The sequence below is a fragment of the Isoptericola sp. NPDC057191 genome (assembly GCF_042670225.1).
Taxonomy (GTDB): Bacteria; Actinomycetota; Actinomycetes; order Actinomycetales; family Cellulomonadaceae; genus Isoptericola.
Genome location: NZ_JBHUWC010000050.1, coordinates 1 through 22,797, shown reverse-complemented (window position 1 = coordinate 22,797; position 22,797 = coordinate 1). Strand labels below are relative to the sequence as shown.

Annotated in this window: 24 protein-coding genes; 11 read left to right on the top strand and 13 right to left on the bottom strand. The window is 73.8% G+C overall.

Annotation, left to right across the window (positions count from 1 at the left end):
* Positions 1 to 95: 95 nt before the first annotated feature.
* Together ACFT55_RS09110 and ACFT55_RS09105 are read right to left on the bottom strand one after the other, a co-directional pair.
* On the bottom strand, positions 96 to 758 hold the full coding sequence (locus ACFT55_RS09110; RefSeq protein WP_380243496.1) for a redox-sensing transcriptional repressor Rex: 663 nt from the start codon (positions 756 to 758) through the stop codon (positions 96 to 98).
* Between the two features lie 30 nt (positions 759 to 788).
* On the bottom strand, positions 789 to 1,058 hold the full coding sequence (locus ACFT55_RS09105; RefSeq protein WP_380243497.1) for a glutaredoxin family protein: 270 nt from the start codon (positions 1,056 to 1,058) through the stop codon (positions 789 to 791).
* Between the two features lie 41 nt (positions 1,059 to 1,099).
* Between ACFT55_RS09105 and ACFT55_RS09100 the strand changes: the two genes are divergently transcribed.
* Entirely contained in the window at positions 1,100 to 1,903 is an 804-nt protein-coding gene (locus tag ACFT55_RS09100) for an HAD family hydrolase (protein ID WP_380243495.1), read from the top strand.
* An 84-nt stretch (positions 1,904 to 1,987) separates the two neighbouring features.
* Here the strand turns inward: ACFT55_RS09100 and ACFT55_RS09095 are convergent, their stop codons facing one another.
* On the bottom strand, positions 1,988 to 2,086 hold the full coding sequence (locus ACFT55_RS09095; protein WP_003792170.1) for a 30S ribosomal protein bS22: 99 nt from the start codon (positions 2,084 to 2,086) through the stop codon (positions 1,988 to 1,990).
* A 146-nt stretch (positions 2,087 to 2,232) separates the two neighbouring features.
* The gene (locus tag ACFT55_RS09090; RefSeq protein ID WP_380243494.1) at positions 2,233 to 3,408 is read right to left on the bottom strand and encodes an acetoin utilization protein AcuC; all 1,176 of its coding nucleotides are present in this window, start codon (positions 3,406 to 3,408) and stop codon (positions 2,233 to 2,235) included.
* Between the two features lie 64 nt (positions 3,409 to 3,472).
* Between ACFT55_RS09090 and ACFT55_RS09085 the strand changes: the two genes are divergently transcribed.
* The 3 genes from ACFT55_RS09085 to ACFT55_RS09075 all read left to right on the top strand — a co-directional run bounded on the left by ACFT55_RS09085 (position 3,473) and on the right by ACFT55_RS09075 (position 6,994).
* On the top strand, positions 3,473 to 4,861 hold the full coding sequence (locus ACFT55_RS09085; protein WP_380243493.1) for a TrkH family potassium uptake protein: 1,389 nt from the start codon (positions 3,473 to 3,475) through the stop codon (positions 4,859 to 4,861).
* A 24-nt stretch (positions 4,862 to 4,885) separates the two neighbouring features.
* The gene (locus tag ACFT55_RS09080; protein WP_380243492.1) at positions 4,886 to 5,557 is read left to right on the top strand and encodes a potassium channel family protein; all 672 of its coding nucleotides are present in this window, start codon (positions 4,886 to 4,888) and stop codon (positions 5,555 to 5,557) included.
* Between the two features lie 90 nt (positions 5,558 to 5,647).
* Positions 5,648 to 6,994: a phytase gene (locus ACFT55_RS09075; protein WP_380243491.1), complete on the top strand. Its 1,347-nt coding sequence runs from the start codon at positions 5,648 to 5,650 to the stop codon at positions 6,992 to 6,994.
* Between the two features lie 47 nt (positions 6,995 to 7,041).
* Here the strand turns inward: ACFT55_RS09075 and ACFT55_RS09070 are convergent, their stop codons facing one another.
* The 6 genes from ACFT55_RS09070 to ACFT55_RS09045 all read right to left on the bottom strand — a co-directional run bounded on the left by ACFT55_RS09070 (position 7,042) and on the right by ACFT55_RS09045 (position 11,526).
* Positions 7,042 to 7,764 (bottom strand): ABC transporter permease, encoded by a 723-nt coding sequence (locus tag ACFT55_RS09070; RefSeq protein WP_380243490.1) that lies wholly within the window; start codon positions 7,762 to 7,764, stop codon positions 7,042 to 7,044.
* Positions 7,761 to 8,516: an ABC transporter ATP-binding protein gene (locus tag ACFT55_RS09065; RefSeq protein ID WP_380243489.1), complete on the bottom strand. Its 756-nt coding sequence runs from the start codon at positions 8,514 to 8,516 to the stop codon at positions 7,761 to 7,763. Before ACFT55_RS09065 ends, ACFT55_RS09070 begins: the two co-directional genes overlap by 4 nt.
* A 39-nt stretch (positions 8,517 to 8,555) precedes the next feature.
* Positions 8,556 to 9,176, bottom strand: a complete 621-nt coding sequence (locus ACFT55_RS09060) for a TetR/AcrR family transcriptional regulator (RefSeq protein ID WP_380243488.1) — start codon at positions 9,174 to 9,176, stop codon at positions 8,556 to 8,558.
* Between the two features lie 28 nt (positions 9,177 to 9,204).
* Entirely contained in the window at positions 9,205 to 10,056 is an 852-nt protein-coding gene (proC, locus tag ACFT55_RS09055; protein WP_380243487.1) for a pyrroline-5-carboxylate reductase, read from the bottom strand.
* A 35-nt stretch (positions 10,057 to 10,091) separates the two neighbouring features.
* Positions 10,092 to 10,718, bottom strand: coding sequence for a hypothetical protein (locus tag ACFT55_RS09050; RefSeq protein WP_380243486.1), 627 nt, complete (start codon positions 10,716 to 10,718; stop codon positions 10,092 to 10,094).
* A gap of 97 nt (positions 10,719 to 10,815) precedes the next feature.
* On the bottom strand, positions 10,816 to 11,526 hold the full coding sequence (locus ACFT55_RS09045; RefSeq protein ID WP_380243485.1) for a DUF2087 domain-containing protein: 711 nt from the start codon (positions 11,524 to 11,526) through the stop codon (positions 10,816 to 10,818).
* 77 nt (positions 11,527 to 11,603) lie between these two features.
* Between ACFT55_RS09045 and radA the strand changes: the two genes are divergently transcribed.
* Complete coding sequence (gene radA / locus ACFT55_RS09040) at positions 11,604 to 13,049, top strand: DNA repair protein RadA (protein WP_380243484.1); 1,446 nt, start codon at positions 11,604 to 11,606, stop codon at positions 13,047 to 13,049.
* Positions 13,050 to 13,058: 9 nt separating this feature from the next.
* Complete coding sequence (disA, locus tag ACFT55_RS09035) at positions 13,059 to 14,144, top strand: DNA integrity scanning diadenylate cyclase DisA (RefSeq protein WP_079572135.1); 1,086 nt, start codon at positions 13,059 to 13,061, stop codon at positions 14,142 to 14,144.
* Between the two features lie 75 nt (positions 14,145 to 14,219).
* Here disA and ACFT55_RS09030 read toward each other — a convergent pair whose 3' ends face one another.
* Entirely contained in the window at positions 14,220 to 15,023 is an 804-nt protein-coding gene (locus ACFT55_RS09030) for a hypothetical protein (protein WP_380243483.1), read from the bottom strand.
* A 130-nt stretch (positions 15,024 to 15,153) separates the two neighbouring features.
* On the opposite strand from ACFT55_RS09030, the gene ACFT55_RS09025 reads away from it, so the two are divergent.
* Together ACFT55_RS09025 and ACFT55_RS09020 are read left to right on the top strand one after the other, a co-directional pair.
* Positions 15,154 to 15,810 carry a hypothetical protein gene (locus tag ACFT55_RS09025; RefSeq protein WP_380243482.1) on the top strand — a complete coding sequence of 219 codons (657 nt, stop codon included), beginning with the start codon at positions 15,154 to 15,156 and terminating at the stop codon, positions 15,808 to 15,810.
* A gap of 96 nt (positions 15,811 to 15,906) precedes the next feature.
* Complete coding sequence (locus ACFT55_RS09020; protein WP_380243481.1) at positions 15,907 to 16,824, top strand: A/G-specific adenine glycosylase; 918 nt, start codon at positions 15,907 to 15,909, stop codon at positions 16,822 to 16,824.
* Positions 16,825 to 16,842: 18 nt separating this feature from the next.
* Here the strand turns inward: ACFT55_RS09020 and ACFT55_RS09015 are convergent, their stop codons facing one another.
* Together ACFT55_RS09015 and ACFT55_RS09010 are read right to left on the bottom strand one after the other, a co-directional pair.
* Positions 16,843 to 17,361, bottom strand: a complete 519-nt coding sequence (locus tag ACFT55_RS09015; protein ID WP_380243480.1) for an amino-acid N-acetyltransferase — start codon at positions 17,359 to 17,361, stop codon at positions 16,843 to 16,845.
* 57 nt (positions 17,362 to 17,418) lie between these two features.
* Complete coding sequence (locus tag ACFT55_RS09010) at positions 17,419 to 18,372, bottom strand: sugar-binding transcriptional regulator (protein WP_380243479.1); 954 nt, start codon at positions 18,370 to 18,372, stop codon at positions 17,419 to 17,421.
* Between the two features lie 99 nt (positions 18,373 to 18,471).
* Here ACFT55_RS09010 and ACFT55_RS09005 point away from each other — a divergent pair, with 99 nt between their 5' ends.
* From ACFT55_RS09005 to glpK, 3 genes are all read left to right on the top strand, one after another.
* Positions 18,472 to 20,217, top strand: a complete 1,746-nt coding sequence (locus ACFT55_RS09005; RefSeq protein WP_380243478.1) for an FAD-dependent oxidoreductase — start codon at positions 18,472 to 18,474, stop codon at positions 20,215 to 20,217.
* A gap of 113 nt (positions 20,218 to 20,330) precedes the next feature.
* Positions 20,331 to 21,092 (top strand): MIP/aquaporin family protein, encoded by a 762-nt coding sequence (locus ACFT55_RS09000; RefSeq protein ID WP_380243477.1) that lies wholly within the window; start codon positions 20,331 to 20,333, stop codon positions 21,090 to 21,092.
* 73 nt (positions 21,093 to 21,165) lie between these two features.
* A complete protein-coding gene (glpK, locus tag ACFT55_RS08995) occupies positions 21,166 to 22,680 on the top strand; it encodes a glycerol kinase GlpK (protein ID WP_380243476.1) in 1,515 nt (504 codons plus the stop codon).
* The last annotated feature ends 117 nt before the right edge of the window (positions 22,681 to 22,797 follow it).

Below are 22,797 nucleotides of genomic sequence, written 5' to 3'. Positions count from 1 at the left end.
TTCGCGAGGTAGTCACTACCTCGCGAAGATCCGCACTACCTCGGCCTTTCTCGCACTACCTCGCGGGGCCCGGTACTACCTCGGCACCTTGCGCGCTACCTCGCGGGGGTGCCGTTCGTCGCGGCGCGGGCGGCGGCGTGGAACGCGAGGATCTGCAGCTCGCCGGCCACGTCCACGGAGCGCACGACGACGTCGTCGGGCAGCTGCAGCGCGACGGGCGCGAACGACAGGATCTCCCGCACCCCGCAGCCCACGATGCGCTCGGCGATGGGCTGCGCCACGGGGCCCGGGGTGGCCAGCACCACCATCGACACGCCCGTGCGCGCCAGCACGTCCTCGAGCCGGTCGACGTGCTCGATCGTGAGGCCTGCCGCCGACCGGCCCACCACCTGCGGGTCGGCGTCGAGCAGCGCCACCACCTGGAAGCCGCGGGCCGCGTACCCCGAGTAGTTCGCCAGGGCGTGCCCCAGGTTGCCGATGCCGACGATCGCCAGGCGATGCTCGGAGCCCAGGCCCAGCGCCGTCGCGATGTACTGCGCGAGCGACTGCACGTCGTAGCCCACGCCGCGCGTGCCGAACGACCCCAGGTACGACAGGTCCTTGCGCAGCTGCGCCGACCCCACCCCGGACCGCTCCGCCAGCTCGGACGACGACGTCGTCGTCACACCGGCCTCCGCCAGGTCGCGCAGGGCGCGCAGGTAGTACGGCAGCCGGGCCACCGTCGCGGCCGGCACCGTCGCCTCACCGAGCTCGATCACTGCTGGATCACCCCGTCGTCCTCCCCGGGCTCAGCGAGCCAGCCGGCGCGCGAGCCGCGCGCCGTCCACCCGCCAGAAACCCTGCTGCACGCCGTCCACCTCGACGACGGGCACGTAGTCCCCGTACCTTCCCACCAGGTCACCGCCCGGCGCGTCGTCGACGTCGATGTCGATCTCGCGCCACGCCTCCCCAGCCGCACCGCACACGTCCGTGACCACCGCCCGAGCCTCGTCGCACAGGTGGCAGCCCTGCCTCGTGTACAGCAGCACCCGAGGTTCTCCGACGGATCCCTGCGGCATGCTCACCTGCCAAGACTAGCGGCGCCGATACAGTGGACCGCATGCCGTCGCCCGCCGAGTCGTCCCCGCCGGTGCGCGCCGCAGCGTTCTTCGACGTCGACAACACGATCATCCGGGGCGCCAGCGCGTTCCACCTGGCCCGCGCCCTGTACCAGCGCCGGTTCTTCGGGACCCGCGACCTGCTGCGGTTCGCGCTCATCCAGGCGAAGTACCTGCTGTTCGGGGAGTCGCGCACCCAGATCGAGACGGTGCGCAGCCGCGCCCTGTCGCTCATCGCCGGCCGGTCCGTGGCGGAGATCACCGCCGTCGGCGAGGACGTCTACGACACCGTGCTCGAGCTGCGCATCTTCCCCGGCACCAAGCGGCTGCTCGACGAGCACCTCGCCGCCGGCGACCAGGTGTGGCTGGTGACCGCAACGCCCGTCGAGATCGGTGGGCTCATCGCGCGCCGGCTGGGCGCCACCGGCTGCCTCGGCACCATCGGGGAGCACTCGGGCGGCTTCTACACCGGGCGCCTCGTGGGCGACCTCATGCACGGCGAGGCCAAGGCCGCCGCGGTGCGGGAGCTCGCCGAGCGCGAGGGCATCGACCTGTCCGCGTCGTACGCCTACGGCGACTCGCTCAACGACCTGCCCATGATGCGCACCGTCGGGCACCCGTGCCCCATCAACCCGGACGTGCGCCTGCGCCGGCACGCCAAGGAGGTGGGGTGGCCCATCCGCGAGTTCCGGGGCCGCGGACGGCGCGCGGCGGGGCGGAGCATGAAGACCGCGTCGTGGGCCGGAGCGGCGTGGGTGGCCGGGCTCGTGCTGCGCAGCATCCGCCGCCGCCTCCAGGGCCGCTGAACCTCGGTCCACCCCAGAAGCAGAACGGGCCCGGTACCTCCGCGGAGGTACCGGGCCCGTGCGTCCGCCGTCAGGCGGACGAGGTCACTTCTTGTTGCGACGCTGGTGACGCGTCTTGCGCAGCAGCTTGCGGTGCTTCTTCTTCGCCATGCGCTTGCGGCGCTTCTTGATGACGGAGCCCATGAGGTCCTCACAATGCTTGTCGGTCGGTGGAACACGGTTGGTCCCAGGTGCCCTGTGTCCAGGGCAGCCGACCAACGCGGAAAAGTCCGTCCCCCAGGGTACCCGATGCCTGGCGTCCGCCGGACCGCCGCCCGGCTCGTGCCCGCTCAGTCCCGGTACGGGTCCAGCCCCCAGGTGGGGAAGACGTGCCGACGGGTGGCGAGGATCGCACGGTCGACGTCGTCGGCAGGGTCGTACCCGTCCCGCCAGGCGCGCCACGCGACGTCGCCGCCCGCGAGCCGCTCCGCGGGGTCGAGGCCCGACAGCTCCTCCACCTCGCGCCGCCAGGACTCGGGGAGCTTCAGGTCCGCGGCCAGGGGCGCGTGCGCGGCCTCCGCGACGAGGCCCGCCCACACCAGGGGCACGACGTCGACCACGGCGTACCCGCCGCCGCCGAGCGCCACCCACCGGCCGTCGGCGAGCTCGTGCGCGAGGTCGTGCACCCAGCGCGCCGCGGTGCGCTGGGCCGCCACGCCCACGTTCAGGTCGGTGAGCGGGTCGTTGCCGTGCGCGTCGCACCCGTGCTGCGACACGATCACCTGGGGCCGGAACTCGCGCACCACGGCCGGCACGACGGCGTCCACCGCCCGCAGCCAGTGCGCGCCGTCCGTGCGGGGCGGCAGCCCGACGTTGACCGCGGTGCCCTGCGCCGCAGTGCCGCCCGTGTCGGCGGCGTTCCCCGTGCCCGGGAACAGGGTGTGCCCGTCCTGGTGCACGGAGACGGTGAGCACGCGCGGGTCGTCCCAGAAGATCGCCTCGACGCCGTCGCCGTGGTGCGCGTCCAGGTCGACGTACGCGACGCGCTCCGCCCCGCCGTCGAGCAGGCGCTGCACGGCTGCCGCCGCGTCGTTGTAGATGCAGAAGCCCGACGCCGCCCCGCGCCGCGCGTGGTGCATGCCGCCCGCGATGTTCACGCCGTGGACCACGTGCCCGGACCACACGGACTCCGCCGCGTCGACCGACGCCGCCACGAGGCGCGCCCCCGCCTCGTGCATCGTCGGGAACACCGGGTCGTCCTCCGTGCCGAGCCCGCGCGCGAGGTCGGGCTCCCCGGTCTCGGCCGCGCGCCGCACGGCCGCGACGTACGCGGCGTCGTGCACGGACTCGATGACCGCGTCGGGGGCCGGCTCGACGTCGGCCACCTCGAGCGTGGGCGCGTCCAGGAGGCCGAGCTCGGCCACGAGCCGCATCGTCAGGTCGAGCCGGGCGGGCGCCATCGGGTGCCCGGGGCCGAAGTCGTAGCGCAGGAGCTCAGGACTCCACAGCAGCCGGGCGACGCGCATCCCGTCACGGTAGCCGACGCCGTGGCAGGCTGTGCCCAGCGACTGAGGGGCGAGAGGGGGCACGGTGCCGGGGACGTGGGGCGGTCGTGGGCTCGCGCTGCGCGGCTGGGTGGACCGGGCGGCCCGGGAGTACCCCGCACGGCTGGCCATGACGGTCTTCGCGGCCGTCATCACCCTCTTCACGCTGCTGCTCCTGCCCCCGTGGGCGACGGCCTCGGGCCGTGGCGTGGCGTTCGTCGACGCCCTCTTCACCGCGACGTCGGCCGTGTGCGTCACGGGCCTCGTCGTCGTCGACACCGCGAGCCACTGGTCGGGCTACGGGCACGTCGTCATCCTGCTCGGGATCAAGATCGGCGGCCTCGGCGTGATGACGCTCGCGTCGCTGGTCGGCCTGGCCGTCTCCCGCCGGCTCGGGCTCACCCAGAAGCTGCTCACGGCGTCCGAGACGAAGACCGAGCGGCTCGGCGAGGTGGGTGCCCTGCTGCGCACCATCATCATCACGGCCACCACCATCGAGGCGGCCATCGCGATCCTGCTCTTCCCGCGGTTCCTCGCCCTCGGCGACCCCGCCGGGCAGGCGGCGTGGCACGCCGTCTTCTACGGCGTCTCCTCGTTCAACAACGCCGGCTTCGTCCCCACGGAGCACGGGCTGATGCCCTTCGCGTCCGACTGGCTGGTGCTCCTGCCCATCGCGCTCGGCGTCTTCATCGGGTCGCTGGGGTTCCCCGTGATCCTCAACATCATGACGCACCGCCGGCGCCGCCAGCACTGGATCCGCTCGCTGTCGCTGCACACCAAGCTGACCGTCACCACGAGCCTGGCGCTGCTGGTGGGCGGGGCGCTCGTCATCGGGCTGCTGGAGTGGTCCAACCCGGCGACCTTCGGTGGCCAGGACGGCGTCACCCGCGTCCTGTCGTCGGTCTTCGCCTCGGTGATGCCCCGCTCCGGGGGCTTCAGCAGCGTGAACGTGCACGAGATGTACCCGGAGACCTGGCTCGTCACCGACGCCCTGATGTTCGTCGGCGGCGGGTCGGCGTCGACGGCCGGCGGCATCAAGGTCACGACGCTCGCCGTCATGCTGCTCGCCATTCTCTCCGAGGCGCGCGGCGACAAGGACACCGACGCGTTCGGACGACGCATCCCCCGCGACACGATCCGCCTCGCGATCGCCGTGATGTTCATGGGCGCCACCGCCGTGCTCGTGTCGTGCCTGGCGCTGCTGCGCATGACGTCGTTCAGCCTGTCCGAGGTGCTCTACGAGGTGATCTCCGCGTTCGCCACGGTCGGCCTGTCCACCGGCATCACGCCCGACCTGCCGGACCCGGCCAAGTACTGGCTCAGCGGCCTGATGTTCGTGGGGCGGGTCGGGGTGGTCTCGCTGATGGGCGCCCTCGCGCTGCGCGACCGGCGCCGCATCGTACGCTTCCCCGAGGAACGCCCGATCATCGGGTGACCCGTACCCGGAAAGAGGAGAACCGTGCCCGACAAGAAGGCTCCCGTGCGCGACGCCGGCGTGCTCGTGATCGGCCTCGGCCGCTTCGGCTCCTCGCTCGCGACGACGCTGGACCGCCTCGGCCAGGACGTGCTCGCCGTCGAGCGGGACCCGAAGCTCGTGGCGCAGTGGTCGGGCCGCCTGCCCCTGGTGGAGGCGGACGCGTCGGAGTCGGAGGCCCTCGTCCAGCTCGGCGCGAAGGACTTCGGCGTCGCCGTCGTGGGCGTCGGCACCGAGCTCGAGGCGTCGGTGCTCATCACGGCGAACCTCGTGGACCTCGGCACCCCGCAGATCTGGGCCAAGGCGATCTCGGCGGAGCACGGCCGCATCCTCACCCGCATCGGCGCGCACCACGTCGTCTACCCGGAGGCGGACGCCGGCTCGCGCGTCGCGCACCTCGTGAGCGGCAAGATGCTCGACTACATCGAGGTCGAGGACGGGTTCACCATCGTCAAGATGCGTCCGCCGAAGGAGATGCAGGGCTTCACGCTCGCGCAGTCGGACATCCGCAAGCGGTACGGCGTGACCGTCATCGGCGTGAAGTCGCCCGGGGTCGAGTTCATCTACGCGACGCCCGAGACCCGGGTGAGCGCGAACGACCTCCTGGTCTGCTCCGGCCACGCCGACCTGCTGGAGCGGTTCTCCGCGCGCCCCTGACCGTCCGGCGACCGGCCGGCGCGGCGCGTTCCGCGACCGTTCATCCCCGCGACACCGGCAGGCCAACGCCGCACGGCAGGGTCACGAGCCATGCGATCACCCCGACCCGTCCTGCCGGCGCTGCTCCTGCTGCCCGCCCTCGCCGTCGTGCCCGCCTCGTCGGCCTGGGGCCACGGCGACCACCACCCGCACCGCGACCGCGTCGCGACCGTCACGACCGACGTCGAGACCCCCGTCCTGTACGACGACGAGGAGGGCGGCAACGCCTCCGGCGACGACCCGGCGATCTGGGTCCACCCGGACGACGACGGCGCGTCGCTCGTGCTGGCGACCGCCAAGGAGGGCGGCCTGCGGGTGTACGACACCGACGGCCGCGAGCTCCAGGCGCTCGCCGCGGCGCCCGCGCCCCGCGCCGACGGCGTCCCGGGACGCTACAACAACGTCGACGTCGCGTACGGGCTGCGCGTGGGCGGCAGGACCGTGGACGTCGCCGTGGTCTCGGACCGCTACAACGACCAGCTGCGCTTCTTCGCGATCGACCCGGCCGGGGCCGACGCCGCGGCACCGCTCTCGGAGATCACGGCCGCGGGGCAGCCGTTCCTGTTCCAGCCGGACCGCGCGGGCGTCGACACCGAGCACACCGCGTACGGGCTGGCGGTGTGGCAGCCGCGCGCGGGCGAGGCGTACGCGGTCGTGACGCAGGAGGGCACGACGGCGGTCGCCACCGCACGGATCGCGGCGCGCGGCGACGGGACCCTCGGGTACGACGACGTCGCGCAGGTCGAGCTACCCACGACCTTCGACCTGCCCGGCGGCGGCACGTGGACGCCCTGCGAGGAGCCGGGTGTCGGGCCGCAACTCGAGGGCCTGGGCGTCGACCAGCGCACCGGCACGCTCTACGCCGCCCAGGAGGACGTGGGCCTGTGGCGGATCCCGCTCCCCCTCGGGTCGGGCAAGTCGCGGCTCGTGGACAAGGTCACCGACTTCGGCGTCGAGGACGCCTGGGACGCCGCGAGCGAGGAGTGCGAGCCCGTGGACCCCGCGGACGCCGCGGCGCACCCGTACGGAGGCACGCGTCTCGTCGCCGACGCGGAGGGCGTGGACGTCTATCACGGGCCGGGGCGGACGGGGTACGTCATCGTGTCCAGCCAGGGTGACGACACCTACAGCGTGTACGCGACGACCGGCCGGAACGCGCCGCTCGGCACCTTCCGCGTGGCGGGCGTGGGCGGCGTCGACGACGTGAACGGCTCCGACGGGCTCGCGGTGACCGACCGTCCCGTCGGCCCGTACCGCGAAGGCCTCCTCGTCACCCACGACGAGCCCGAGACGGGCGCCGACGTCGAGGACGGTCGCGGGGACGCCACCGGGTTCTCCTACGTCGGGTGGGGTGACGTCGCCGACGCGCTGGGACTCGTGCCCACCCGCTCGCGCTGACCCGGCCCGCCCCGCCTGGCCCGGCCCGGCATCGTGCCTTCCCCGGGTCAGGCGGTCCGGCGGCGCAGGGTCGCCACGCCCAGCCCGACGGCGCCGACGATGAACAGGGCGATGGCTCCGACCGCGCCGCGCACGTCGGCCCACGCGCCGCCCGCCGCGAGCGTCTGCATCGCGTCCACGGCGTAGGTGAGGGGGAAGACGCGCGACAGCCACTCGAGCACCTCGGGCATCTGGTCGCGCGGCATGAGCAGGCCACAGGTGATGAGCTGGGGGAAGATCACCGCGGGCATCATCTGGACGGCCTGGAACTCGCTGCGGGCGAGCGCGGACGCGGCGAGGCCCAGGCAGCAGCCCAGGACGGCGTCGAGCATCGCCACGGCGACCACCAGCCACAGCGGGCCGAGCACGTCCATCCCGACGGCGAGCGCGAAGCCCACGACCACCAGCGACTGGAGCAGCGCGAGGGCGGCGAACGCGAGCGCGTAGCCCGCCACGAAGTCACCCTTGCGCAGCGGCGTGGTCATCAGCCGCTCCAGGGTGCCGGACTGCCGCTCGCGCAGCGTGGCGACGCTCGTCACGAGGAACATCACGATCAGCGGGAACAGCCCGACGAGCATCGGCCCGAACTGGTCGAGCACCGGCGTGCCGTCGAACATCCACGCGATGAGGCCGAGCAGCAGGCACGGCAGCAGGAGGATGAGGGCGACGGTCCGACGGTCGAACCGGAGCTGGGCCAGCACGCGGCTCGCGGTGGTGAGGGTGAGCGTCATCGGGCTGTCTCCCCGCTCGTCGGCGTGGCCTGCTGGTCGATCAGGGCGAGGAACGCGCGCTCGGCGTCGGGCGCGCCCGTGCGGGCCAGCAGCTCGGCGGGCGTGAGGTCGGCGACGAGGGCGCCCTCGCGCAGCAGCAGGAGCCGGTCGCACTGGGTGGCCTCGTCCATCACGTGGCTCGAGACCAGCAGCGCGCGCCCCTCGCCCGCGAGCCGGCGGAACATGGCCCACAGGTCGCGGCGCAGCACGGGGTCGAGGCCGACGGTGGGTTCGTCGAGCACCAGGAGCTCGGGATCGCCGACGAGGGCGGCGGCCAGGGAGACGCGGGACCGCTCGCCGCCGGAGAGCGTCGCGACGCGCTGCTTCTCGTGGCCGCCCAGGTCGACGGCGGCGACGGCGCGGCGCACGGCCTCCTCCGCGCCGGCGGCGGGCAGGCCGGCCAGACGCGCGAAGTACCGCAGGTTCTGCAGCACCGTCAGGTCGGTGTACACGGAGGCCGCCTGTGTCACGTAGCCGACGCGGCGGCGCAGCGCCGGCGACCCGGCGGGCTCGCCCAGCACCGTGACGTCGCCGGTCACCCGGGCCTGGACGCCGACGACGGCGCGCAGCAGCGTCGTCTTGCCGGAGCCGGACGGGCCGAGCAGCCCGACCACCTGACCGGCGGGCACGGTGACGTCCAGGCCGTCGATGATCGGCCGACCACCGCGCTCGACCCGCAGGCCCCGCACCCTGACCGCCCCTTTATTCCCCATGTGGAGAATTCTGCTCCTCGCCGGCCGTCGGCGCAACGGTCATCCCGCGGGCAGCAGCTCGCCGGTCAGGTAGCGCTGCACGGTCGGGCCCGCGAGCGCCGCCACCCGCTGCGGAGGCAGGCTCGCCAACGGTTCGATCGGCACGAGGTAGCGCGTCATGAGGATGCCCGCCATCTGCGAGGCGACCAGCCCCGTGCGCAGCCGGGCGTCCGCGACGTCGAGCCGCTGCACGATCGGGCCGAGCACCTCGGCGCCGAGGAACTGCGGCAGCAGCGCCCGCAGACCGGGGTCGGCCATCACGGCGGGGATCACGAGGCGCACCGTCTCGCCGTAGTCGGTGTCCCACACCTCCACGACGGCCCGCACCAGGCGCACCCCCAGCGTCTCGACCGGGCCACCGTCTGCCACCTCCCGGACGATGGCCGCCGGGTCGATGTCCGCCAGGCCCAGGGACGCGGTGAACAGGTGCGTCTTGTCCCTGAACCAGTGCCGCACCGTGCCGGGGTCGACGCCGGCACGGCGCGCGACCGAGCGCACCGACGCGGCCTCGTAGCCACGCTCCAGGAACTCCTCGCGCGCGGCCACCAGGACGGGCTCCCGGGTGCCGGAACCGGCCGGCCGGCGCCCGCGGCGCGCCTCGCCCACCTGACCACCCGTCATCCTCGACCGCCGCCCATGGTCCGGACCGTCAGCCGTGCTCGGCGGCGAGCTCCCGCGACCGGTCGCGCGCCGCCTCGAGCGCGTCGAGGAACGCGGACCGCACGCCGCGGTCGTCCAGCTTGCGCAGGGCGGCGACCGTGGTGCCGCCCGGGGAGGAGACCTTCTCGCGCAGCAGCACCGGGTGCTCCCCCGTCTCGTCGAGCAGCTTTGCCGAGCCGAGCACGGTCTCGACGGCGAGGCGGCGGGCGACGTCGCGGGTGAGGCCGAGGAGAACGCCGGCCTCCGCCATCGCGTCGACGACGTAGAAGACGTACGCCGGTCCGGAGCCGGCGAGCGCGCCGAACGCGTCGATGTCCTTCTCCGCCACGCGGAAGACGTGGCCCGAGCCGGACAGGACCTGCTCCACCAGCGCGACGTCGTCCTCCCGGGCGGCGCTGCCACCGACGACGGCCGTCACGCCCGCACCCACCAGCGCGGGGGTGTTCGGCATGGCGCGCACGACGGGCGTGCCGGCGGGCAGCCGCTGCTCGAAGAACGACAACGGCAGCCCGGCGGCGACGCTCACGACGACGGCGCCGGGCTCCAGCGCGTCGGCCACGCGGTCGAGCATCGCTCCGACGTCCTTCGGCTTCACGCCGATGACGACGACGTGCGCGCCCTCCACGGCCGCCACGTTGTCCGTCGTCGCGCGCACCCCGAACCGCTCGGTGAGGTGCTCGCCCCGTTCCGCGCGCCGGGACGTGGCCACCACGTCCTCGGGGGCCACCCCGGCGGACAGCGCGCCCGCCAGCACCGCCTCGCCCATGTTGCCCGTCCCGAGGAAAGCCATCTTCACGCCGCTCACCCGGGCGCCCGCCTGCTCGTCGATCTGCTCGCTCACGAGCACCACGGTACGTCGCCGTCGGCCGGCCCGAGCTACAGCGGGTAAGCGGAGTAGAAGTCCTCGACCAGGTCCGCGGGGCCTGTGGCCTGCAGCACCGCGGTGCCGTTGCGCCAGGTGACGACGGCGGTGTCCGCCGTGGTGCCCGGGGTCACGACGTAGGCGCCGACCTTCGCGCCGTCGACCGTGACGTCGCCCTTGCCGGTCGGGTCGCCGGCCGCCTTGACCAGTGCGTCGTACGCGCTCGTCGCGGTGTCGTCGTCCTCCCACTGCCCGGCGTGCACCTGCACGGTCGCCGCGTCGTCGCCGTCGCCGTCCGCGTAGGCGAGCTCCCACGCCTCGACGGCGTCCGCGTCCTTCTCCCAGGTCTTGTCCTCCGTGACGGCGCGCAGCGCGAGCGCCAGCACCGAGTCCGGCTGCGCCTTGACGAACGCCGTCTGCGACTCCGGCCGGCCGCTCGGCGCGATCGTCGGCGTGGGGACCGGCGCCGTCACCGTGGCCTGCGGCTCCGGCTCGTCCCGGGCGAACCCGGGCCACACGAACGCCGTCAGCAGCACCACCAGCAGCACCAGCGCGGCCGCGGCCGACGCCACCACGATGCGGCGACGGCGGAACACCTCCGGCGACGGGCGAACCTTGCCGCCCGTACGAGCCTGGCTCACGATGTCCTCCTGCGGGGTCGACGTCGGTGCACGACGCAGCCTAGGGCGCGCCGCCACCGATCGATCCCCTCGGGGCCGCGTGTCGACGCGACCCGCGTCAGCGCAGCACGAGCTCGATCTCCGGGTGGTCGGCGAAGACCTCCAGGACCAGCTCGGCGTAGGTCTTGCCGCGCCCGGCCTCGAGATCGTCGAGACGGCTGCGGAAGAGCGCGGTGTCGGCCCGCGGGTCGGCTGCCCGCTCGCGGTAGTACGCGCGGGTCGCGGCGAAGCCCAACGCCTCGCGGGAGCGATCGAAGTCGTGCCAGACGACGGTGACCCGGTCCGCGCCGCGTGCGGCGCCGAACCCGCCGTGCAGCAGGTCGGCCAGGGCGTCGAGGCTCGGCCCGAGGGTCCAGTCCTCGTCGGCCATGAGCACGCGGTCCAGCTCGTCGTAGAACGCGGCGACCGAGTCCACGCGGGCGCCGTCGAGGTGGAAGGTCCGGTGGTCGGTCCCGGCCGGGTCGGTGTCGCCGTCGTGCTCCGCGAGCGGGTCGTACTCCGTGAGCTCGGTGCGCCAGTACTCGGCGCCGTCGCGGGTGCGGTGCACGATGCCGAGGTCGACGAGCGCGCGGCGTGCTCCGACCGGGTCGGCGGCGAGCGCCGCCAGCCGGTCGGTGAGCTCCCGCTCGCCCACGGTCTCGAGCAGGACGGGCAGCGTGGCGTGCCCGAGCCAGCGCGCCACGGCCTTGCGGTGCTCCCACCGGCGCGGCATCGCCAGCAGGCGCCCGTCGTGCAGGAACCGGGAGACGTCGGGGTTCACGGGGACCACGGGGCCATCATCGCGCGCACCGCGCGCCCCGGCCGTGAGGACCGGTGTGTCGGTGCCGGCCTCTAGCGTCTGTCGACGTGAGCACCACGACCTCGTCCCGCACCCGCGCCAAGCAGTCGCGCCCCGGCTACCGCTGCACGGAGTGCGGGTGGACCACCTCGAAGTGGGTGGGCCGGTGCGGGGAGTGCCAGGAGTGGGGCACGGTCACGGACGAGGGTCCGGCGTCGACGGGTCCGCGCACGGTCGCGGTGAGCCCGGGCCGGACGCCGGCGCGGTCGATCGCGGACATCGACGTCGCCGCCGCGCGGGCCGAGCCCACGCGGGTCGACGAGCTGGACCGCGTGCTCGGCGGCGGCCTCGTGCCCGGCGCCGTCGTGCTGCTGGCGGGCGAGCCGGGCGTCGGCAAGTCGACGCTGCTGCTCGACGTCGCAGCCACGTACGCGCGTGGCGCCGACGGCCACGGCGCGCGCACCGTGCTGTACGTGACGGGCGAGGAGTCCGCCGGGCAGGTCCGGCTGCGCGCCGAGCGCGTGGGTGCGCTGGCGCCGAGCCTCCTGCTGGCCGCCGAGACCGACCTCGGCACCGTGCTCGGTCACATCGAGGCCAACGAGCCGGAGCTGCTGGTGGTGGACTCCGTGCAGACGATCGCCTCGGCCGAGGTGGACGGCGCCCCGGGCGGCGTCAGCCAGGTGCGCGAGGTCGCGGCGGCGCTCATCGCGGTGGCCAAGGAGCGGCAGGTGCCCGTGCTGCTGGTCGGGCACGTCACCAAGGACGGCACGGTCGCCGGGCCGCGCACGCTGGAGCACCTGGTGGACGTGGTGTGCCAGTTCGAGGGCGACCGGCACTCGCGGCTGCGCATGGTCCGTGCCGTGAAGAACCGGTACGGGCCCACGGACGAGGTCGGCTGCTTCGAGCTGTCCGAGTCGGGCATCGTCGGGCTCAGCGACCCGAGCGGGCTGTTCCTCTCCCACCTCGGTGCGGGCGTGCCCGGAACGTGCGTCACGGTGACGCTCGAGGGCCGTCGACCGCTCGCCCTGGAGCTGCAGTCGCTCGTCGCCCCGTCACCGCTGGCGAACCCCCGCCGCACGACGAGCGGCGTCGAGTCCTCCCGGCTGGCGATGATCCTCGCCGTCCTGCACCGGCACGCCGGCCTCCGGCTCGCCGACCAGGACGTGTACGTCTCCACGATCGGCGGCGCGCGCGTCACCGAGCCCGCCGCCGACCTCGCCACGGCACTCGCCATCGTCTCCGCCCGCACCGGAGAGCCGCTGCCCACGGGCACCGTCGCCCTGGGCGAGGTGGGCCTCGCGGGCGACATCCGTCCCGTCACCGGGCTGGACCGTCGGGTCGGGGAGGCGGCCCGGCTGGGCTTCGTCCGGGCCGTGGTCCCGGCGGGCGCGGCGGTCAAGGCACCCGCCGGGATGCAGCTGCTGGAGGCCCGGCACCTCGCCGAGGCCGTCGAGCTCGCCGGGGTCGGCGTCCGATCAGCGGATCGCCGGGGCGAGCGCGCCCCCACGTCGTAGGATTCCCCCGTGGCTCCCTCTTCCGTGCACTCCGACGCCCTGCTCCGGGAGACGCTTGCCGCGGTCGCGCCCGGCACCGAGCTGCGCGACGGGCTGGAGCGCATCCTGCGCGGCCGCACCGGCGCGCTCATCGTCCTCGGCCTCGACAAGACGGTGGAGCAGATGTGCTCCGGCGGCTTCGAGCTGGACGTCCAGTTCTCGGCCACGCGCCTGCGCGAGCTGTCCAAGATGGACGGTGCGTGCGTACTCGACCACGACGCCACCCGGATCCGGCGCGCCGCCGTGCAGCTGCTGCCCGACCCGTCCATCGAGACCAGCGAGTCCGGCACCCGCCACCGCACCGCGGAGCGCGTCGCCAAGCAGTCCGGCCTTCCGGTGATCTCCGTGAGCCAGTCCATGCGGATCATCGCCATCTACGTCGGGTCGCACCGGCACGTCCTCGAGGACCCGGACACCATCCTGGGCCGCGCCAACCAGGCGCTCGCCACCCTGGAGCGGTACCGCTCCCGCCTCGACGAGGTGTCCGGCACCCTGTCCGCGCTGGAGATCGAGGACCTCGTCACCGTGCGCGACGTGTGCTCCGTCGTCCAGCGCCTGGAGATGGTGCGCCGCATCTCGGAGGAGATCGACGGGTACGTCGTCGAGCTCGGCGCCGACGGCCGCCTCCTCGCGCTACAGCTCGACGAGCTCATCGGCGGCATCGGCGCGGACCGCGACTTCGTGGTCCGCGACTACGTCGAGCTGGAGCGCAGCGGGCGCTCCCTCGCCGGTGTGCAGGCCGACCTCGCCGCCCTCGACTCTGCACAGCTCCTCGACCTCGGCCACATCGGCCGGGTGCTGGAGCTGCCCGGCGGCGGCGTCGCGCTCGACGCGGCCGTCGCGCCGCACGGTTACCGGCTCCTGTCCAAAGTGCCGCGTCTGCCCGCCGCCATCATCGAGCGCCTGGTCGGCCACTTCGGCGGGCTGCAGAAGCTCCTCGCCGCGAGCGTCGACGACCTCATGGCCGTGGACGGCGTCGGCGAGCAGCGCGCGCGGGCGGTGCGCGAGGGCCTGTCGCGCCTCGCCGAGTCCAGCATCCTCGAACGCTACGTCTGACCCCGGTACGCACCGGTCCCGCACGTCGGCGCTGACCGCTGAGCCGGCCGCGCCGAACGAGCCGAACGCGACCCGTCAGGCCCGCTCGGAGGCCTTCTCGTCCGCGGCGGCCTTGCGGTCGGCGGCGCGCTCCGCGCCGGTCTTCTTCCCGCTGCCGGCGTCGTCGGTCGTCGTGCTCGTGGTGTCGTCCGGGGTGGCGTCCTCGGACTCGCGCTGGGCGTCCCCCGCGGTCGCGGCGTCATCTTCCCCGTCGCCGCCGGACGTCGCGCCGTCGGTGACGCCCCCGGTGGCCTTCTCGTCCGGGGCGACGGGGGACTTCGCCTTCTCCGCGACGGTGAAGACGACCGGGTCGCTCGTCGCGCCGGGGACGTCCGCGAGGGACGCCGTCGCCTCGTAGGTCCCGGCCGCGACGGTCGGCTGGTTCTTGCAGCCCTTCCCGGACACGCGCGAGCTCCAGTGCACCTCGCCGACGTTCACGTCCTCCGGGCCGAGCAGCAGCATCCGCGACCCCTCCGAGCAGTCCGACGACGACCAGACCCGCTCCTTGCCGGTCGGGTCGGTGATCGTCACCGCACGGCTGGCGGCGGAGCCGTCGAGGAGGCACGGCACCCGGCCCACGTTCGTCACCCGCACCATGAACGACATCGGCGACCCGGCGGTCACCGTCGTCGCGCTGGGCGACAGACGCAGCTCCACGTCCTCGGGCCGGCACGTCGTGGCGGGGCCTCCGGCGTCGAGCGGCGCGGGCGCGGCGATCTTGTCCGCCGGCAGGCTCTCCGGCCCCGCGAGCATCCCCTGCACACCGTCGACCGCCCGCCCGAGGCCGTAGCCGCCGACCACGCCCGCTGCGCAGAGCAGCACCACCACCAGCAGCGTCACCACGGTCGAGCGGCGGGGGCGACGGGGCGGTGCCGACCGTGCCCCCCGTGACGGGCGCGACGGCGTGCGGCGGGCCGAGGCCGTACGCGCACCGCCCCGCGACGCACCTGGCGCGACCAGCTGCGACGCGGTGACCACGCGGCGGTCGCCGCGGCGAGCGCCCGACGCCTGCGACGTCGACCGGGTGGACGTGCGGGTGGTGGACGAGCGGCCGGAGGAGCCGGTGGACGACCTGCCGGCCGACGACCGCGTGCCGGCGGACCGTCCGGTCGTGGCTTTCGCGGCCGCGCCCTTCGTCGGACGGGCGCTCGAGCCGCGTGCCCCGCTCGACGTCGCTCTCGGTGCCGCCTTCCGCGTCGACGACGGGGACGCCTTCGTCGTCGGCTTCGTCGTCGGCTTGGGCGCCGGCTTCGACGTCGACCTCGGGGCTGCCTTCGAGGTCCCCTTGCCCGAGCCTGCCGCGGAGCCGCGCGCCGTCGTCGACCGCGACGGCCCGGACGTGGCCCGCTTGCTCGACGTCGTGCCCCGAGGCGTGTCTCCCGACCGGCGAGGCGTGGCGCCCGAGCGCCCCGAGGACCCGGAGCCGCCCGTCCGCCCTCCGCCGGAGCGCGCGCCGTCGCCGCGCGAGGTGCCTGCACCTCGACGCCCGTCGTCCGCACGTACCACGGGCCACTCCTCCGTCTCGAACCGCACCGCGGCGCCACCGTACGACGTGCGGGTTCACCGTCCGCGGAGCCGCGCCGCCGCCACCCCGGAGTTGTCAGAGTCACGTCGCGCTGGAGCCTGACCTGGCTCTGACAGCTGTCACGGGCTCCGCGCTGTCAGAACCAGGTCGTGCCATACCCGGGCGTGGTTCTGACAGCTCCTGAGCGAGAATGCCACCGTGCCACCGCTCGCAGCCGCCCCGACGACACCGGCCCCCGCGTCCACGGACGCACTGGTCGCCCGCACGGTCGCGTGGTTCGACGACGTCGCCCGCGACCTCCCGTGGCGGCGCCCGGACCGCACGGCCTGGGGCGTGCTCGTCAGCGAGGTGATGCTGCAGCAGACACCGGTCGTGCGGGTCGAGCCCGTGTGGCGGGCGTGGCTCGAGCGGTGGCCGACGCCGGCCGACCTCGCCGCAGCCCCCACCGCCGACGTGCTGCGCGCCTGGGACAGGCTCGGGTACCCGCGCCGCGCGCTGCGGCTCGCGGACTGCGCCCGCGCGATCGTCGAGCGGCACGACGGCGCGGTGCCGGACGACGAGGAGGCGTTGCGCGCCCTGCCCGGCATCGGCGAGTACACGGCGGCCGCCGTGCGGGCGTTCGCGTTCGGCCGGCGCTCCGTCGTCGTCGACACCAACGTGCGGCGCGTGCTGGCCCGCACCCGCGGCGGCACCGCCCTCGGGGCGCCCTCCCCCACCGCGGCGGAGCGGGAGCTGGCCACCGCCGTCGTGCCCGACGACGACGCGACCGCCGCCCGCTGGGCCGCCGCGTCGATGGAGCTGGGCGCCGTCGTGTGCACCGCCCGGGCGCCGCGGTGCGGCGCCTGCCCGGTGGCCGACCTGTGCGCGTGGCGTGCCGCTGGCCACCCGCCCGACGCCTACGCGCACCGTCGCCGCACCCAGGCGTGGCACGGCACCGACCGGCAGGTGCGAGGCCGGGTCATGGCCGCCCTGCGGACCGCCACCGACCCGCTGCCGCGCGTGCTGCTCGCCGACTCGGGCCCCGACCAGGCCCAGGTGGACCGCTGCCTCGCCGGGCTGGTCGAGGACGGCCTGATCGAGCAGGACGACGCCGGCCGGTACCACCTGCCCGCCTGAGCGACCCGGGTCCGAGGGTCAGAGCTCGAGCAGCATCCGCGTGTTGCCGAGGGTGTTGGGCTTGACCCGCGCGAGGTCGAGGAACTCGGCCACACCGTCGTCGTGCGAGCGCAGCAGCTCGGCGTAGACGTCGGTCGTCACGGGGGTGCCGTCGATCTCGCGGAAGCCGTGCGTCCGGAAGAAGCCCACCTCGAACGTGAGGCAGAAGACGCGCCGCAGCCCCATCTCCCGCGCGCGGCCGACGAGCCCCTCGACGATGGCGTGCCCCACCCCGCGCCCACGCCACGCCGGGTCGGCCGCGAGCGTGCGCACCTCGGCCAGGTCGTCCCACATGACGTGCAGCGCGCCGCAGCCGACGACGCCGCCGTCCGGGTCCGCGGCCACGAGGAACTCCTGCACGGCCTCGTAGTACCCGACCATCTCCTTGGCGAGCAGGATGCGCTGCTCCGCGTACGGCTCCACCAGCCGCCGCACGGCCCGCATGTCGGCCGGCAGCGCGGGGCGGACGGCGTACGACGCGCCGTGGTCCTGGGGCACGGCGTCACTCTACGGTCGCGACCCCCGCGCGGCGCGGGCGTCCCGGTGCACGGACGTTCACGACTCCTCCACGAGCGCGACGGCCGTCGTCTCGTCGATGACCAGGTCGGTGACCACGCCGGCGGCGAGCGCCGCCCGCAGCGGCACCACCTTGTTGTCCCCGGCGACGGCGCACAGGCGCCGCGGGATGCGACGCAGCTCCGCCGGGGTGGGGCCGGTGGCGCGGGCGTTGAGAGGGATGTCGCGGTACGTGCCGTCGGAGCGAACGAAGACGGTGCACACGTCGCCGACGACGCCCTCGCCGTCCAGGACGGCGACGTCGTCCGGGTCGAGGTAGCCGGCGGAGTACACGTGCGAGGGCACCCCGCCCGTGAGGGCGCCCACGGAGAACAGCGCGATGTCGGCGCGGCCCTGGAGCTCGAGCACGCGGCGCACCGAGCGCTCGCGCCACATCGCCGCCTTGGTCTCGGCGAAGTCGAAGAACGCCGGCACGGGGAAGTAGTGCACGGACGCGTCGAAGGCGGTGCCGAAGCCGGCGATGAGGTCCCCGGCGTAGGTCATCCCCGAGGTCCGGGTGTTGGCGGCGCCGTTGAGCTGGACGATGGCGGCGCCCCGGGTGGGCTTGTGGGGCAGGTGCTCGGTGATGGCGGCGAGCGTCGTGCCCCAGGCCACGCCGAGCACCATGTCGGAGTCGAACCAGCGGGCCAGCAGCCGCGCGGTGGTGATGGAGACCTGCTGCAGGCGGTCGTCGTCGTCGGCCGAGTCGGAGACGGGCACGACGTACGCGTCGATGCCGTGCCGCTCCGCGATCTCCTGGCTGAGGCCGGGCGCACGGGAGGGCCCCGGTCGGAGCGTGATCTCGACCACCCCTGTCTCGCGGGCCCGCTTGATGAGCCGCGACACGGTGGAGCGCGACGTGCGCAGGTGTCGCGCGATCGTCTCCATCTTCATGTCCTGCAGGTAGTACATGGTCGCGGCCATGACCACGTCGCGTTCCCGGTAGGTCGCCATGCCCTCAGGATGGCACGCTGCACGTTTGTGCACACGGCTTGCGCGGACGTGCCGGCAGTGCTGACCTGGGAGCGTCGTCGTCGACCGGAAGGAACCCCGATGACCTCCACCCGCCTCACGGCCGAGTCGCGCACCCAAGCCCTCGCCGCACTGAAGGACTCGCAGTCCCCGAGCGGCGAGCTCGACGTGCTCGTCATCGGCGGCGGCGTCACCGGCGCCGGCATCGCCCTCGACGCCGCCACCCGTGGACTGTCGACGGCGATCGTCGAGGCCCAGGACTGGGCCTCCGGGACGTCGAGCCGCAGCAGCAAGCTGGTGCACGGTGGGCTGCGCTACCTGCAGATGCTCGACTTCCACCTCGTCAAGGAGGCGCTCACGGAGCGCGACCTCCTGCTGAAGGACATCGCACCGCACCTCGTCAAGCCCGTGCCGTTCCTCTACCCGCTCGAGCACCGCGTGTGGGAGCGCGCCTACGTCGGCGCCGGCATCGCGCTCTACGACACCCTCGCCTCCCTCGCCCCGGGCCGGCGCGCCATGCCGCTGCACCGCCACCTCAGCCGCCGGCAGATGTCGAGCAAGTTCCCCGACCTCGCCCACGACGCCGCCATCGGTGCCGTGCAGTACTGGGACGCCTCGGTGGACGACGCCCGCCTCGTCGCGACGCTGGTGCGCACGGCCGTGAGCTACGGCGCGCACGCGGCGTCGCGGACCCAGGTCGTGGAGCTCACCAAGGGCGCGACCGGCGCCGTGAACGGCGCCGTCCTCGTCGACCTCGAGAGCGGCGAGGAGATCACGGTGCGCGCGCGGCACGTCATCAACGCCACCGGCGTGTGGACGGAGGACACCGAGTCCCTCGCCGGCGACGAGGGCGGCCTGCGGGTGCTCGCGTCCAAGGGCGTGCACATCGTCGTCCCCCGCGAGCGCATCAAGGGCACCGTCGGGCTCATCCTGCAGACCGAGAAGTCCGTGCTGTTCGTGATCCCCTGGTCCCGGTACTGGGTGGTCGGCACCACCGACACCCCCTGGGACCAGGACCCCACCCACCCCATCGCCACGGCGCAGGACATCGACTACGTGCTGGACCACGCCAACGCGGTGCTGGCCCACCCGCTGTCCCGCGACGACATCATCGGCACGTACGCCGGCCTGCGCCCGCTGCTGCAGCCCGGCACCAAGGAGGGCACCAGCTCGGCCAAGGTGTCGCGCGAGCACACCGTCGCCAGCCCGGTGCCCGGCCTCACGGTCATCGCCGGCGGCAAGCTCACGACGTACCGCGTGATGGCGAAGGACGCCGTGGACTTCGCCATCGGGCAGCGTGCGGCGGCCCTGCCGTCGATCACGCACCAGATCCCGCTGCTCGGCGCCGTCGGCCTGCAGGCCACCCGGCGCCTGGCGCGGACCTGGGCGGCGCGGTACGGGTGGAAGCCGCCGATGGTGGACCACCTGCTGCACCGGTACGGCTCGTCGCTGCGCCAGCTCGTCGACCTGTGCGAGCAGGACCCGTCGCTGGCGCGACCGCTGGAGCACGCCCCCGCCTACCTGCGCGCCGAGATCCACTTCGGCGTCAGCCACGAGGGCGCGCTGCACCTCGAGGACCTGCTGCTGCACCGCACGCGGCTCGTGTACGAGGTCGCGGACCGCGGGCTGGCGGCGCTCCCCGAGATCGCCGACATCGCGGCACCCCTCCTGGGCTGGGACGCCGCCGCACGACAGGCCGAGATCGACGCCTACACCGCCCGCGCCCAGGCCGAGGACGAGGCGGAGCACCAGCCCGACGACGCGAGCGCAGAGGCCGTCCGCCTCCGGGCGCCCGACGTCGCCGCCATGCAGCCCCTGCGGGGCTGATCCCCCTCCCCGGCCGGGCGACCGGCCGGGGGCCCCCGCAGGGCGCAGCCCGTCGCGGGTCTCTCCCCAGGCGGAGAGGACAACGTGGTCCCTCAAGAGAAAGTGAGCCAACGATGGACTCATTGATCATGCAGGCGTTCTGGTCCGAGATCCTCGGGACCGCGACGCTGATCCTGCTCGGCGCGGGCGTCGTCGCCAACGTGATTCTGCCCCGGAACAAAGGCTTCGACGGCGGCTGGCTGCTCATCAACTTCGGGTGGGGCCTCGCGGTGTTCGCGGGCGTGTTCGTCGCCTACAAGTCGGGCGCGCACCTGAACCCCGCGGTCACGATCGGGCTGTTCACCGCCGACCTGCCCTTCTACTCGGTCACGGGTCCGGGCGGCGCCATCACCGCCACGATCGAGCCCACCGTGGGCAACATGTTCATCTACTTCGGCGCCGAGATGATCGGCGCCATCATCGGCGCCGTGCTCGCGTTCATCGCGTACAAGAAGCACTTCGACGAGGAGGCGCCCGCCCCCATCAAGCTCGCCGTGTTCTCCACCGGTCCCGAGATCCGCTCCTACGGCTGGAACTTCGTCACCGAGGTCCTCGCGACCTTCGTGCTGGTCTTCTTCGTCGTGGTCTCCGGCAAGACGCCGTCCGGCCTCGGGCCGCTCGCCGTCGCGCTCATCGTGGTCGGCATCGGCGCCTCCCTCGGTGGCCCCACCGGGTACGCCATCAACCCGGCACGTGACCTCGGCCCCCGCATCGCGCACGCCTTCCTGCCGATCCGGGGCAAGGGCTCCAGCGACTGGTCGTACGCCTGGGTGCCCGTCGCCGGCCCCCTCGTGGGTGGCGTGCTCGCCGGCCTGCTCGGCGCCGCGTACTCCTGACCGAACCCGCCGGCCGGGCCCGTCCGGCCCGGCCGGCACCACTTCCACCACACCGACGTGAAGGGCAACCCCCATGGCTGACTACGTCCTCGCCATCGACCAGGGCACGACGAGCTCGCGTGCCATCGTCTTCGACCACTCCGGCCGGATCGTCTCCACCGGCCAGCTCGAGCACGACCAGATCTTCCCCAGGGCGGGATGGGTCGAGCACAACGCCGAGCAGATCTGGAGCAACGTGCGCGAGGTCGTCGGGCTCGCGCTGACCCGCGGCAACCTCGCCCACACCGACCTCGCCGCCATCGGCATCACCAACCAGCGCGAGACCGCCGTCGTGTGGGACAAGAACACCGGCAAGCCGGTGTACAACGCCATCGTGTGGCAGGACACGCGCACCCAGGCGATCGTCGACGAGCTGGGCGGCTCCGAGGGCGCCGACAAGTACAAGGGGATCGTCGGCCTGCCGCTGGCGACCTACTTCTCCGGCCCCAAGGTGAAGTGGATCCTCGACAACGTCGACGGCGCGCGCGAGGCGGCCGAGCGCGGCGACCTCCTGTTCGGCAACACCGACACCTGGGTGCTGTGGAACATGACGGGCGGCCCCGACGGCGGCGTGCACGTCACCGACGTGACCAACGCGTCCCGGACCATGCTGATGGACCTCGACACCCTCAGCTGGCGCGAGGACATCGCCGCCGACATGGGCATCCCCCTGTCGATGCTCCCCGAGATCCGCTCGTCCTCCGAGGTGTACGGCCAGGGCCGCCCCCGCGGCATGGTCCCCGGCGTCCCCATCGCCGGCATCCTCGGCGACCAGCAGGCCGCCACCTTCGGCCAGGCCTGCTTCGAGACCGGCACCGCGAAGAACACCTACGGCACCGGCAACTTCATGCTGCTCAACACCGGCACGGAGAAGGTGCCGAGCAAGAACGGCCTGCTCACCACCGTCTGCTACAAGATCGGTGACGCCCCCCAGGTGTACGCGCTGGAGGGCTCCATCGCCGTCACCGGCTCGCTCATCCAGTGGCTGCGGGACAACCTCGGCATGTTCGAGGACGCCCCCGACGTCGAGTGGCTGGCCCGCAAGGTCGACGACAACGGCGGCGCCTACTTCGTGCCCGCCTTCTCCGGGCTGTTCGCGCCCTACTGGCGGCCCGACGCCCGAGGCGCGCTCGTCGGCCTCACGCGGTACGTCAACCGCAACCACATCGCGCGCGCGGCGCTGGAGGCCGTGGCCTTCCAGACCCGCGAGGTCGTCGACGCGATGAAGCTGGACTCCGGTGTCGACCTCACCGAGCTCAAGGTGGACGGCGGCATGGTCCAGAACGAGCTGCTCATGCAGTTCCAGGCGGACCAGCTCGGCGTCGACGTCGTGCGGCCCAAGGTCGCGGAGACGACGGCGCTCGGCGCCGCCTACGCCGCCGGCATCGCCGTCGGGTTCTGGAAGGGCGAGGAGGACGTCACCGCGAACTGGGCGGAGGACAAGCGCTGGTCGCCGTCGATGGCCGACGACGAGCGCGAGCGGATGTACCGGTCCTGGAAGAAGGCCGTGACGAAGACCTTCGACTGGGTGGACGAGGACGTGCAGTAGTCCTCGCTCGAGCCCGCGGCGGGGACGAACGTCGTGCGGGCGGTCGCGTTCACGGGCGCCAGGGCGCCCTCCACTTCGGGAGGGATACGTCCGCGCGAAGAAGCCTCCGACCCGCGC